Here is a 13,223-nt window from a genome sequence, read left to right on the forward strand (position 1 = left end):
CATCGACAAACTCCGCGTGTGGATCGCGGGCTTGTCAGCACAAGCTGCCATCGGCACAGAGGCGGGGAGAAGGAGAACAGGAATGAGTGCAGCCGCAGGCCCTTTGGTCGGCCTCAAGGTTATCGAATTCGCCGGGATCGGGCCTGGCCCCCATGTCGCGATGCTGCTCGCCGATCTCGGAGCCGAGGTGGTGAAGATCGAACGGCCCGGCGCGCCCATCACCAACCCGGTGGTCGAGCGTGCGCGGCACCGCGCCGCCGTCGATCTCAAGACAGAAGAAGGCAAGGCGTTCTGCCTCGATGCGGCGAAAAAAGCGGATGTGCTGATCGAAGGATTTCGTCCCGGTGTGATGGAGCGACTGGGTCTCGGTCCGGACGTGTTGCTCGAACTGAATGAGCGGCTGGTGTTCGCGCGCATGACAGGTTGGGGGCAGGATGGACCGCTCGCCCAAGCCGCGGGCCACGACATCAACTACATTGCGGTGACTGGCGCTCTTTCCGCAGTTGGCAGAGCAGGGGAAACGGCTGTTCCGCCGCAGAACCTCGTGGGCGATTTTGGCGGCGGGTCTATGTATTGCGCTTTCGGCATCCTCGCTGCGCTGTTCGAGCGCGAACGCTCCGGCAAAGGGCAAGTCATCGATGCGGCGATCGTCGACGGCACGACCAGTCTCATGAGCTTTTTCTTCGGCGTGCGCGACCGGCCTTACCTGACGACCGAACGCGGGAAGGGCATGCTGGGCGGCGCTGCGCATTTCTATCGCTGTTTCGAGTGCGTCGATGGAAAAGAAGTATCGGTCGGCGCGATCGAACCGCAATTCTACGCCGAGCTCCTGGCGAAATCGGGCGCTCCGGCCCAGCTAGCGGAAGGTCAGATGAACCCCGCCAATTGGGATGAATATGCCGATACACTTGCGGCCATGTTCAAAACCAAGACGCAGGCCGAATGGACCGAATTGCTCGAAGGAACCGATGCTTGCTTCGCGCCAGTGCTCGAAGTGGAAGAGGCGAGGGAACACCCCCACATGAAAGCGCGAGGAGCGTTCGTCGAACATGACGGGATGTGGCACACCGCCCCAGCGCCGCGGTTCAGCCGCACGCCCGGCGCCGTCCGTTCGAGCATGGAAAACGGCGCCGATGTCGTTGCGAACTGGAAAGAGGGCTGAGCGATGGCCGGTAGATTCTTCGATGAGTGGCAGGTTGGCGACACGCTGGATCACGAGATCAGGCGCACCGTCACCGAAACGGACAACCTGCTTTTTTCGACCATGACCCATAACCCGCAGCCGCTCCATCTCGATGTCGAGGCGGCAAAGGAAAGCGGCTTTGGCCAGATCCTGGTCAATTCGACTTTCACCTTTTCACTGCTCGTAGGACTTTCCGTCGGCGACACGACTCTGGGGACCCTGGTTGCCAATCTTGGCTTCGACAAGGTCGTTACGCCGAAGCCCGTTTTCATCGGAGATACATTGCGCGCTCGCAGCGAAGTTAAGGAACTGCGGGAAAGCAAATCTCGTCCCGAAGCGGGAATTGCCACGTTTATTCATGAGCTTGTGAATCAGCGGGATGAAGTCGTCTGCCGCTGCGAACGATCCGCGCTGTTGCATAAATCCGCATAATTCGGGACCGATTGCCCTTGCTTGAGCGTTAGTTCGAGCAATGACCGATAATACCAAAGATCCGCAATCAATTACCGACGTCGTCGAGGGGCTGAGCGAACTCGCCGAGACTGAGAACGAGGTGTCGCTTGGTGACGTACTCGACAAGTTCGGCGACCGCAGCTTCGCGCCTGTAATGATGATCCTTGCGCTACTGGAACTGACTCCGGTCGGAGTCATCCCTGGTGTCCCGAGCATCCTGGCGCTGTGTATCATCTTGATCGCAGTTCAATTGCTTATCGGCCGCGAGCATATCTGGGTCCCCGACTGGATCGAGAGTCGCTCCGTGACTTCGCGCAAGCTCGAAAAATCCACCGACAAACTTGGCGGCCCTGCCGAAACGCTCGACAACCTTGCGAAAGGCCGGCTGCAGTTTCTTGCCGAGGGCCCTGCTCTGCAGGTTGCGGCCGCAATCATTATCCTCCTCGCTCTCGCCGTCCCACCGCTAGAACTGCTTCCGTGGGCGAGCGCAGGCCCGATGATCGCGAACGCGATCATCTGCCTTGCCATGATGGTCCGCGATGGACTTGCGATGCTGCTGGCATGGGTGCTCGCCGCAGCGGCGATGGTTGGCCTCGGCTTCTACTATTTCGGCTCCGAGGGTGCGGGCGAGAGGTATCTGCCGTTCGAGATGCGCGCTTGACGAGGGCGCGATTGTAGCGCCAAACTCCCTCTCGGAGAGATGAGGGGAACGCACATGCAAAAAGCATGGCAAAAATACGCCTTGGCAGGCATTGCATCATTCGTTCTGGCTTCTTGCGATGAGGTGGCAACACTGGATGCGAGCCAAACCGGTGACGGCAGCGATACTATAGAACTCGCAGAATTTCCTGACCGGCCATATTGGGGTGACACCCACCTCCATACCGACAATTCCGTCGACGCTTTCGGCTTTGGCGTGCGGCTTGGACCCGAAGAGGCCCTGCGTTTCGCCAGCGGGGAAGAAGTAACCGCGACGACTGGCGCACAGGCGAAACTCGCGCGGCCGCTCGATTTTCTAGTCATCGCCGATCACTCCGACGGACTAGGAGCCACGCGGCGTCTGTATGATGCACCCCGCATTGGCGTTGTCGCGCAGTACGATGAGACGCTGCTTCGCTGGTATGACATGATGCATGAGGGCCCTGAGCAATCGCAGCTTGCGATCGCGGAGCTGATCACAGCGGCCGCCAACGGAACCCTACCCGAAGCGCTCCGAGACCCGGAGCGTCAGGCGGAAAACACCCGCGATATCTGGAACACGCAGCTCGGGCTGCTCGATCGGTATAACCGTCCCGGCGTCTTCACAGCGTTTGCCGGGTTCGAGTGGACCCGAATGCCAGATGGTAACAATCTGCACCGGGTGGTCATGTTCCGCGATGGCAGTGACAAGACCGGCCAGGTCGTTCCGTTTCCTGGCATCGACAGTACGGCGGAGCAGCTTTGGGACTATATGGCCGCCTATGCCGAGAAGACTGGCGGACAGGCGCTGGCGATCCCGCACAATTCCAACCTTTCGAACGGGCTGATGTTCGAGATGACCATGCCTGATGGCTCGCCCATGACCGCCGCGTACGCGGCGAAAAGGGCAGCGTCCGAGCCGGTGGTCGAGGTGACCCAAATCAAAGGTGATAGCGAGACGCACCCCTTCCTGTCGCCGAATGACGAAATGGCAGGGTTCGGAGTAACTGGATGGGAGCTTGGCAATTTGCCGCTTACGGCCCGAATGGAGCCCGAGATGTTTGCCGGTTCGTATGTCCGCGAGGCATTGAAACGGGGTCTGTCTCTGGAACAACAGCTCGGCGTGAACCCGTATGCATTCGGGATGATCGGCGCGACTGACAGTCACACCGCGCTTGCGACAGGGGATGAAGACAATTTCTGGGGCAAGCATACCGGGAACGAGCTGGGCAACGAAACCCGCGCCGTGGACGCGCAAAATCTCGGCACGCGGCAGGGCCGCTTCGGCTGGCATTACCTCGCTGGCGGGTACGCGGCGGCATGGGCGCGTGGAAACACGCGGGCGGAAATCTTCGATGCGTTTGCGCGGCGCGAGGTCTATGCGACGACAGGACCGCGCATGAGCGTGCGCATTTTCGGCGGCTTTGGTTTCACTGAAGATGACTGGGACGGCGATTGGGTGCGCAAGGGGTATACCGAAGGCGTGCCAATGGGCGGCGAGTTGGAAGATGGCGGCACGGCTCCCAGCTTCATCATAGCCGCGTTGAAGGATCCTGACGGGGCCAATCTCGACCGGGTGCAGGTGGTTAAGGGTTGGCTCGATGCGTCGGGAGAGCTGCAGGAACGGGTCTATGACGTGGTATGGAGCGACATGGAAAACCGCCCACGCACCGGCGGCAAAGTCCCTGCTGTCGGCGATACGGTCAATCGCGAAAACGCCACGTATACGAACGACATCGGCGCGTCAGAACTGCGCAGCGTCTGGACCGATCCCGACTATACCGAGGGGGAAAGGGCGTTCTACTATGTCCGCGTGCTCGAAATACCGACCCCGCGCTGGACTTTGTTCGATGCGGTGCGGTTCGGTATTGAGCTGAGCGAGGCTGCGATGGCCGACGCCGTCGCGCAGGAACGTGCCTACACGTCGCCGATCTGGCTGAAGCCGTCGGTCTGAAGCGCGGACCGTGACACTTCCGGGTTGGACCCGCGAACCACTGGTGCATTTCCTCGCTGCGGGGGCGCTCGTTTACGCGTTGTCCGCGTGGTCTGGCGGCAGTTCGGTGGACCCGGCATCGCGCGTGATCGACGTCGGGCAGGATCAGCAGGCGCAGCTCGCTATCCAGTTTGAGCGGGTCATGGGGCGCTCGCCAACCGATGCCGAGCTTGATGCGCAGATCGATCGGTTTGTTCGTGACGAGGTACTCTACCGCGAAGCCTTGCGGCTCGGGCTGGACCAGGGCGATGCCGTGGTCCGCCGGCGGTTGGTGTCAAAAATGGACCTCGCTGCAGCGGCTGCAGCCGAAAGCGCGACCCCGGATGAAGCTGTGTTGCGCGCTTATTTTAGCTCCAACAGCGAGCGCTACCGCGCGGACATTTCCATGAGTTTCGACCAGCTGCTGTTTTCCGATGAGGCGGCGGTTCGCGTTGCACTTGATCAGTTGGAAGCGAACGATAGCTGGCAGAAGACGGGCGAGCGATCGGCCCTTCCTCCGAGCATGGATCGCAAGTCCCTGCGCGATGTTCGCCGCGTGTTCGGAGAAGAGTTTGCGCAGGCCATCCTTCGTCTCGATCAAGGTAGTGAGTGGCAGGGACCCGTGAGATCCGGCTTCGGTTGGCATGCCGTGCGGATGCGAGAGCAATCGCGTGCAACAGCAGATTTCGAGGCCATCCGCGCGCAGGTCGAGAACGATTGGCGCAGCGCGGAAATCGCCGCCCGCAAGGAGCAAGCCTTTAAACTGCTCCGCGATGCATACCGCATAGAGATCGACCGATGACGCGGTGTGAGCTAGCGCTGCTGTCAGTGATTCTCGCCGTATTTGCCGCGCCGCTTTCCGCCGATGACCTTCGTCCTGCAGTTTTGGAGCTTTCTCAGACCGGACCGAATCACTGGTCGCTCGAATGGACGGTTCCGGTCGCGCCAGGCGCAAGTGGCACAGCATTTCCAATCGCCGGGCCGGTTATCCCGGAGAATTGCGAATTGGTTGGAGGGCCCGTGCGCCGTGCCGCTCCGCTTGCGTTGATGGGTCACGCGCAGATGCAGTGCAGACACCCAATGGCTGGCAAGTCATTCGGCCTCACCGGACTCATTGGGAATGCCGACGCGATCGCGCGCTACGTTCCGCTCGATGGGCCCGTGCAGTCTTTTCGGCTGACGCACGCGGCGTCCGTTGCCGTCATTGCTTCGCAACCTGACAGTTGGGCGGTGGCCCGAGACTACTTCGTCATCGGTGCGGAGCATATCCTGTTCGGCTGGGACCACCTGTTGTTCGTGATCGCGCTCGTGTTTCTTGTCCGAAAGGGCTGGGCGGTGGTCAAGGCGGCCACAGCCTTCACGATTGCGCATTCGATCACATTGGTCGCGACGACGTTTGGTTATACGGGTCTGCCGAGCCGCCCGGTCGAGGCGCTGATCGCACTGTCCATCGTGTTTCTCGCCGTCGAGGTAATGCGCGCCCTGCGCAAACCGGATCGACGGACATGGACGCGGCGCGTGCCGTGGCTTGTCGCATTTGGCTTCGGCCTGCTGCACGGCTTCGGGTTTGCAGGAGCCTTGGCAGAGATCGGGCTTCCCCAAACGGAGATCGCGAGCGCGTTGATCGCCTTCAATCTCGGTGTTGAGGCCGGGCAGCTTCTGGTGATCGCTGCGCTCATGGTTTTGCTTTCAGCTATGCGGCGCCTTGCACCCATGGCAGAAACTCCGGCAATTCGCGTTGCCACGTACGGGATTGGCATCACGGGGAGTTTCTGGCTGTTCGAAAGGATAGTGGGCTAGCCTTCCTGCGCGGCAGACGGTGTTCCGCCGAGAGCCTGCCACAGCAGCACGCGCGCGCGCTCCGCGCGGCCAAGCGCTGCCGCAGCGCGCTCCCCGCTTGCATCCGCCGCCCGCCGTGCTTCAAGCACTTCGAGGAAGTTTGCGAGACCAGCGCGAAAGCGCGTGTTTGCAAGGCTCGCGGCGCGGGCGAGTTCGTCGCGCTCCTGCACTGCGAGTGCGGCTTCGGCGTCGGCTGCATCGATCAGGCCGTACGCCGCCTCGGCATCGCCAAGCGCCTGGAACACGGCACCACGATAGGCGGCGAAAGCGATCCGCTTGTTCGCAGCCGCCCCGTCAATCTCCGCCTCGATTCGCCCGAAATCGAGCAGCGGCGCTGCGAGACCAGCTGTGAGCGTTCCGACGATGGAGTCCTCATCGAAAAAATCACCGGGGCTGAAGGCGAGCAAGCCGACGACCGCGGACAAGGTGAGCCGGGGAAAGCGTGCCCGCGCGGCGGCAGCAAGATCGGCGTCGGTCGCAGCGAGCTCACTTGCGGCAGCAAGGACATCGGGCCGATTGCTAAGCAAGTCGGATGGCAAAGCATCTGGGGCCGGCCCGGGATCGAGTGCCATGCCGGATTGCGCGAGCGCTGCCGTGACATCTCCGCCTCCTTGCCCCGTCAGCGTGATCAGCCGCCCGACTATCCGCACGCGCTCGCTTTCCAGCGCCGCAAGGCGCGAACGCGATGCGCTGGCTGCCGCTTCGGCTCGCACCCGGTCAAAGCCAGGTGCGATGCCGGCGTCTTCGCGGGCCTTCGCCAATGATGCGAGCTGCGTTGCTGCCTCGACATCCTGCCGAAGGGCATCGCTGCGCGCGGAAAGCACGCGCCAGTCGATCACGCTCCCGGCAATCTCCGCGAGCAGAGCGATCCGGACGGCATTGGCCGAAGCGCCGGCGCTGTCGATCCTCGCGACAGCCGCGCGTTCCTGCGCTTTCAGCCGACCGAAAAGGTCCGCATCCCAGCTTGCGACCAGATTGGCGCCGTAGGAAACCTGCTCGGTATCGATGAAGCCGCCTTGCGCTGCTCCGTCACCGAATTGATTCGGATTGATCCGGGACCCCGTAACCGCGCCTTCAGCGTTGACATTGGGCAGGCGTTCCGCCCCCGCGCGGCGCGCGCCAGCACGCGCAGCCTCGATCCGGGCGAGCGCTTCGGAAAGGCTCGGCGCGTCCCGAACGGCATCGGCTGCCAGCGATTGGAAAGCGGGATCATCTCTCGGCAACAGTGCTGCGACAGTCGACGCGACTTCGCGGTCGCTTGAGAAATGGAAGTCGTCCGGCAATTCAGGCGTCGGCGTGGCGATTTCGGGTGGCGGGCCCGCGACACACGCACCCAGCACAACCGGCAGAGACAGAGCAACAAGGCGGCGCATAGCTGCTATCCTTCCTCAGCAGGGGAGCCATCGGCGGGGATGAAGGCATCGACCTGCTGGCCCACCCGGAAGGCGTCGCCCTGCGGAAGCGCGTAGATGATCTGAAGCACCCGGACATCAACCCGCTCGGCAGCGCTGTTGGTAAGCTGTCTTTTCGGCACGACCAGCGGCTCTGCGCGGACGAATTTGGCATTGGCCCGGATCTCAGCCGCTCCCCTCGGCGAGATAATCGCATCCGCGCCGAGCTTCACCCGCACCGCTTCGTTCTCGTCGATATCTACGCGCACATGCAGCGGGATGGTTTCGCCCATCTGGATGAAAGGCTGGGAGTTTCCGCCTTGTGTTGCAACGAATTCTCCCGGGCGGATGTTCACTGCAAGGATCTCTCCAGTGATCGGCGCGCGGACGGTGAGCCTGTTCAATTCGGTTTGCGCGCTTCCCGCCTGTGCCTGTGCGGCAGCGAGCCTCGCACGGGACAGTTCGAGCCGGCTCTGAGCGGCTGCAGCGTCACCTTCTGCACGGATGACTTCGGCGCGGCTGACCGCTGCGGGATCGTCCAGATTGTCGTACAGTGCGAGTTGTTGGTTCGCGGTGCGCTGCGCAGCTTGCGCCTCGACGATGGCGGCGCGCGCCTCGCTGATAGCGGCATTGGCTTCGGCAAGGCGCGCACGTGCAGCGCGGTCATCGACCAGGAAGAGCGGCTGCCCTTTCTCGACACGGTCGCCGGGCTGCACGCGTAGGTCGGTGACCAGTCCCGAAAGTGCCGAGCCGATGTCGATGATCTCGCTCGAAGGCTCGACCAAGCCTGCACCTGCGACCCTCGCCGAATTGGCCATATCACCGGTCGCTCTCGGAGGCTGTTGCTCAGGCTCGCTCGTCGAACGATCCGGCAGGCTGGAAAAAATGTAAAGCGCTGCAACGACCAGACCGATTACCGCCAAAACTGGAAGTATCTGGCGCGAAAAGCTCACGTTCTTGGGAAGAATGGACATGGTTTCCTCGGGTGCCTTATTCAGTGATCGTCTGGCATTTCGGTGCCGTCATGGGTGACCTCGCCGTCCTCGAGCACGAGGATACGGTCGGCCAGGTCGAAAATGCGGTTGTCGTGGGTAACGATGATGCAGGCGCGGTCTTCGGCGACAGCGACTTCGCGCAGCAGGTCCATCACGCGGCGGCCTGAATTTGCATCCAGCGCGGCAGTCGGTTCGTCGCAAACCACCAGGCGCGGTTCGTGCACCAGCGCACGGGCGATGGCGACGCGCTGTTGCTGTCCGCCGGAAAGCTGACTTGGCAGCTTATCCGCCTGATCGGCGATGTTGAGCTTTTCCAGCAGAACCTTCGCTTTTTCACGCGCCTCATGGATATCCATGCCCTGGGCAATCAGCGGCACGGCGGCGTTTGCGGCCGCATCGATGGAAGGGATCAGATTGTACTGCTGGAAGATGAAGCCAATATTGTTCAGGCGAAAATTGACGAGCTCAGTGTCGGAAAGGCTGTAGATGTCGGTACCGAAGACTTTAACCTCGCCCTCAGTCGGCCAAAGGATGCCGCACATGATCGAGATCAGTGTAGTTTTGCCCGAACCACTCTCGCCGACAACATAGGTCATCTCACCCGGCTTGATATCTGTGTCGATCCCGTGGAGCACGCGTATGGTCGTCTGCCCGCTTTCGAAATCGCGCACGATGCCTCGCGCGCAGATAGCTGCGTCTGGGGCGCATCCGCCGATCGCGCTGGTGTCCATGGGTTTTCCGCTTGTCTCCATGCCGCTCATCGAAACACCGCCGCGGGTTCGGTGTTCAGCACGCTCCGCAAGGCGATGAAGCCGGTCATCGCAAGGATGATGATGACCGAAACCAGACTGATGAGCGGGATCTGCCAAGGTATATAAAACCCTTTGAAGAAGGGATTTCCGCTGAATGCGTAAATGAATACCACCGTACCGATCACGCCCAGCGCGTATCCCACGGTGCCGACCAATGCGGCCTGAGCGCCGACCATGCTCACTATCTTCGCATTGGTGACGCCGATCGCCTTCAGCGCGCCGAACTGCTTGATGTTGTCGCGAATGAACAGGCTGAAGGTCAGGCCGACGATTGCGACGCCAACGACAAAACCCAGCACCACGGTGATCCCGAAATTCGTCGGGATTCCGGTGTTTTCGACGATGAAGCTCACCCCGGCATCGGCGAATTCCTGGCGCGTTTCCGCCTTTAGCCCGGTTTGCTGTTCGATGCGCGCAGCAACGTCTTCTGCAGAGAGGCCCTCCGATACGCCTGCGAGCACGAACGTCAGGCGGTTGCGCGTGCCGGGCACGAAGTTCAGAGCCTGACTGTATTTCGTATAAAGCGTGACCTGGCTGGTGAACGACGGGATGGAATCGGCGATGCCTCGGATGACTGCGCGCTGATCATTCAGTTCGAGCCGCTGTCCAATTGGCTCTTCTCCGTTCTCGAACAGATTCACCACGCCGCCATCATCGATGATGACGCTATCGGGGCGCGAAAGGATCGACTTGTCGCCTTCCAAAAGGCGCTCGGGCAGCCCGATCAGAGTTGCGTCGTCGACGCCGATGATTGCGACACCTTCCAGATCGCCTGCACTCGTCCGAACAGAAGCGGCGGCGCGCAAATGCGGCACGGCCCATTCGACGCCGGGGACGGACCTTACCTCATCAAGCGCGGTCGAGGGCATCGCGTAATTCACGTCGGTCGTGCGGCTGACCGGGTCCATGACCCAGATTTCTGCTTCCGGCGCATTGTAAACGCCGCTTGCCCCACGCTCGATCAGATTGACGAAAATCGTCAGCTGCTGGGTGATCAGCAGTGTCGAAAAAGCGATGCCGAACAGCAGTCCATAGAACTTCTGCGCGTCGCCGGTGAGCATTCGGATTGCGATCCAGAGCACGTCGTCGGAACCTTTACAAAGGGCGGGGGTTGCCTAGTCGATGGGTTCGTACCATTATTGAACGGTCGCGTTTAACTGAACGGAGTCGTTCACTTTGTCAACAGCTGTTCCGAAAAAGCAGGGCCGACCCTCCGATCTCGCCAAAAGGAAGGCGATCGTCGAAGCGGCTGCACGAAGCTTTTTCGATGTCGGGTATGCGGCCAGCTCGATCGAACAGATCGCGTTGAATGCCGCAGTGTCCAAGGTCACGATCTACAACAATTTCGGAGACAAGCGCGCCTTGTTCGCAGCCGCTGTCGAGCTTGAATGTGAGAAAATGCGCGGACATTTCAGCATCGAGGATATGCCGCGCGGTTCGATACGCGAACGGCTTACGGTGATCGGGAAGGCGATGTTCGCTTTCTTGTCCCGCCCGGAAATGATTCAGTTCGAACGACGAATTGCCGCTGAAACAGAAAGCGAGCCAGCGATTGGGAAGGCTTTCCTGGAGGCGGGTCCGTGGCGCATGAAACAGGCGTTCAGCGCGTTTTTGGCCTACGCATCGGCGAATGGTGAACTGAACGTGGGCGATCCGCAGCTCGCAGCTGAACAGTTCGTTTCCATGTGCAAGGGCATGGGCGATCTTGAACGGCGCTTCGGCGCGGAAGTCTCCCCAGAAGAGAGTGACCGCCGGATCGCAGGCGCAGTCGACGTATTTCTTGCGGCTTACGGAGCAGACTGACCTCGACGGCGGAATTCGATAATTCGCATCACGCTGTTCGAAGATTGGCAAGCTGCGCGAATGCGCGCATTATCTTGCCATTCACAGGTCCGACCCTACATTATCGGGCGAGAAAGGAATCCCCTGATGAGTGACCCTAACGATCCGCAGCAGCAGCCACCCGAGGGCCAGAACCCGTGGATCAAGCAATTGATGATCTGGGGCGGCATTTTCCTCGCCCTGCTTCTGGTCGTTTCGCTGTTTAACAACGCGGGCCAGAATCCCGGTACTCAGATTCAATATTCGGAATTCCGTGCCCAGGTCGCCAATGGCGATGTGCAGGAGGTTGCACTGGGCGAAGACCTCATAACGGGTACGCTCAAGAATGGGCAGACGTTCTCCACCGTACCGGTTCCGGCGGATACCGGCATCACGCAATTGCTGCAGGAGAACGACGTACGGTTCTCTGGCAAGCCGCGTGAGGAGCCCAATTTGCTGCTCTACATCCTTATCCAGTCTCTTCCCTTTATCCTGATCCTCGGCATCGCGTTCTTCGCGCTCCGTCAGGTTCAAAAGGGCGGCGGGGGAGGCGCGATGGGCTTCGGCAAGTCGAAGGCCAAGATGCTCACCGAGCGATCGGGCCGGGTTACTTTCGACGATGTCGCCGGGATCGACGAAGCCCGCGAGGAGCTGGAGGAGGTTGTCGAGTTCCTGAAGGACCCGCAGCGATTCTCGAAACTGGGCGGTCAGATTCCGAAAGGCGCTTTGCTGGTCGGTTCGCCGGGTACAGGTAAGACGCTGCTTGCCCGCGCAATCGCAGGCGAAGCTGGCGTTCCGTTTTTCACGATTTCGGGTTCGGACTTTGTTGAAATGTTCGTCGGCGTTGGCGCAAGCCGCGTGCGCGACATGTTTGAACAGGCCAAGAAGAACGCACCGTGCATCGTCTTCATTGATGAGATCGACGCCGTCGGCCGGTCGCGTGGTCACGGCCTCGGCAATTCCAATGATGAGCGCGAGCAGACACTGAACCAGCTTCTCGTCGAGATGGATGGTTTCGAAGCAAACGAAGGCATCATTATCGTTGCGGCAACGAACCGCCCCGATGTTCTCGACCCCGCATTGCTGCGTCCGGGCCGTTTCGACCGTCAGGTCGTGGTGCCGATCCCCGACATCGATGGGCGTGAGAAGATTCTCGGCGTGCACATGAAGAAGGTGCCGCTCGCACCCGACGTGAACCCGCGCACGATTGCGCGCGGTACACCGGGCTTCTCGGGCGCTGATCTCGCCAACCTCGTCAACGAAGCGGCCCTGCTTGCTGCGCGCCGAAACAAGCGTCTCGTCGCTATGCAGGAATTCGAGGATGCAAAGGACAAGGTTATGATGGGGGCGGAACGCCGCTCCATGGTCATGACCGACGATGAGAAGAAGATGACGGCCTATCACGAAGCAGGTCACGCTCTCGTCAGCATCAATGAGCCGGCTTCCGACCCGATCCACAAGGCGACGATCATTCCGCGTGGCCGGGCGCTGGGCATGGTCATGCGCCTGCCGGAGCGGGACAATTACTCTTATCACCGGGACAAGATGCACGCGAACCTCGCCGTAGCGATGGGCGGGCGTGTCGCCGAAGAGATCATCTTCGGGCATGACAAGGTCTCATCCGGTGCTTCGGGTGATATCCAGTACGCCACCGATCTTGCGCGCAACATGGTGACAAAGTGGGGCATGAGCGACAAGCTTGGTCCGCTCCAGTACGAGGAAAGCCAGGAAGGCTATCTGGGCATGGGCCAGACCGCGCGCACGATGGCGGGCGCTGAAACGAACAAGCTGATCGATGCCGAGATCAAGGATCTCGTCGAAGGTGGGTTGAAGCGTGCGACCGAAATCCTGACCGAGCAGGAGGACAAGCTCCACCTGCTCGCGCAGGCGATGCTCGAATACGAGACGCTGACCGGTGACGAAATCACCCAGCTTCTCGAGAATGGCAAGATTGATCGTCCCGACGAACCCAAGGGTCCGACCAAAGTGGTTCCGACCCACGGCAGCGCCATTCCCAAGGCAGGGAAGCGTTTCGGCGGATCGAAAAGCGGCGAGGCTCCGCAAGGCGCCTGATCCCCA

Annotated in this window: 12 protein-coding genes; 8 read left to right on the forward strand and 4 right to left on the reverse strand. The window is 61.0% G+C overall.

What is annotated here, in order from left to right:
• The first annotated feature begins 82 nt into the window (after window positions 1-82).
• The 6 genes from KCG45_RS07010 to KCG45_RS07035 are packed head-to-tail and all read left to right on the forward strand — an operon-like array spanning window position 83 to window position 6,086.
• Window positions 83-1,162, forward strand: a complete 1,080-nt coding sequence (locus KCG45_RS07010; RefSeq protein WP_218316516.1) for a CaiB/BaiF CoA transferase family protein — start codon at window positions 83-85, stop codon at window positions 1,160-1,162.
• A gap of 3 nt (window positions 1,163-1,165) precedes the next feature.
• Window positions 1,166-1,615 (forward strand): MaoC family dehydratase, encoded by a 450-nt coding sequence (locus KCG45_RS07015; RefSeq protein ID WP_218316517.1) that lies wholly within the window; start codon window positions 1,166-1,168, stop codon window positions 1,613-1,615.
• A 40-nt stretch (window positions 1,616-1,655) separates the two neighbouring features.
• Complete coding sequence (locus tag KCG45_RS07020; protein WP_218316518.1) at window positions 1,656-2,297, forward strand: exopolysaccharide biosynthesis protein; 642 nt, start codon at window positions 1,656-1,658, stop codon at window positions 2,295-2,297.
• A 54-nt stretch (window positions 2,298-2,351) separates the two neighbouring features.
• On the forward strand, window positions 2,352-4,268 hold the full coding sequence (locus KCG45_RS07025; RefSeq protein WP_218316519.1) for a DUF3604 domain-containing protein: 1,917 nt from the start codon (window positions 2,352-2,354) through the stop codon (window positions 4,266-4,268).
• A 10-nt stretch (window positions 4,269-4,278) separates the two neighbouring features.
• Complete coding sequence (locus KCG45_RS07030) at window positions 4,279-5,088, forward strand: peptidylprolyl isomerase (RefSeq protein ID WP_218316520.1); 810 nt, start codon at window positions 4,279-4,281, stop codon at window positions 5,086-5,088.
• Window positions 5,085-6,086: a HupE/UreJ family protein gene (locus tag KCG45_RS07035; RefSeq protein WP_218316521.1), complete on the forward strand. Its 1,002-nt coding sequence runs from the start codon at window positions 5,085-5,087 to the stop codon at window positions 6,084-6,086. Before KCG45_RS07030 ends, KCG45_RS07035 begins: the two co-directional genes overlap by 4 nt.
• On the opposite strand, the gene KCG45_RS07040 is transcribed toward KCG45_RS07035, so the two are convergent.
• The 4 genes from KCG45_RS07040 to KCG45_RS07055 are packed head-to-tail and all read right to left on the reverse strand — an operon-like array spanning window position 6,083 to window position 10,405.
• Window positions 6,083-7,498 (reverse strand): efflux transporter outer membrane subunit, encoded by a 1,416-nt coding sequence (locus KCG45_RS07040; RefSeq protein WP_218316523.1) that lies wholly within the window; start codon window positions 7,496-7,498, stop codon window positions 6,083-6,085. The two genes, KCG45_RS07035 and KCG45_RS07040, sit on opposite strands and share 4 nt — an antisense overlap.
• Before the next feature lie 5 nt (window positions 7,499-7,503).
• On the reverse strand, window positions 7,504-8,490 hold the full coding sequence (locus KCG45_RS07045; RefSeq protein WP_218316525.1) for an HlyD family secretion protein: 987 nt from the start codon (window positions 8,488-8,490) through the stop codon (window positions 7,504-7,506).
• A gap of 20 nt (window positions 8,491-8,510) precedes the next feature.
• Window positions 8,511-9,242 (reverse strand): ABC transporter ATP-binding protein, encoded by a 732-nt coding sequence (locus KCG45_RS07050; RefSeq protein WP_218316526.1) that lies wholly within the window; start codon window positions 9,240-9,242, stop codon window positions 8,511-8,513.
• Window positions 9,243-9,268: 26 nt separating this feature from the next.
• Entirely contained in the window at window positions 9,269-10,405 is a 1,137-nt protein-coding gene (locus KCG45_RS07055; protein WP_218316528.1) for an ABC transporter permease, read from the reverse strand.
• 94 nt (window positions 10,406-10,499) lie between these two features.
• Here KCG45_RS07055 and KCG45_RS07060 point away from each other — a divergent pair, with 94 nt between their 5' ends.
• Both KCG45_RS07060 and ftsH read left to right on the forward strand, forming a co-directional pair.
• Window positions 10,500-11,126, forward strand: coding sequence for a TetR/AcrR family transcriptional regulator (locus tag KCG45_RS07060; protein ID WP_218316529.1), 627 nt, complete (start codon window positions 10,500-10,502; stop codon window positions 11,124-11,126).
• A 126-nt stretch (window positions 11,127-11,252) separates the two neighbouring features.
• On the forward strand, window positions 11,253-13,217 hold the full coding sequence (ftsH, locus tag KCG45_RS07065) for an ATP-dependent zinc metalloprotease FtsH (protein WP_255548066.1): 1,965 nt from the start codon (window positions 11,253-11,255) through the stop codon (window positions 13,215-13,217).
• Window positions 13,218-13,223 lie beyond the last annotated feature (6 nt).

This window comes from Erythrobacter ani, from assembly GCF_019204025.1.
Classification (GTDB): domain Bacteria; phylum Pseudomonadota; class Alphaproteobacteria; order Sphingomonadales; family Sphingomonadaceae; genus Erythrobacter; species Erythrobacter ani.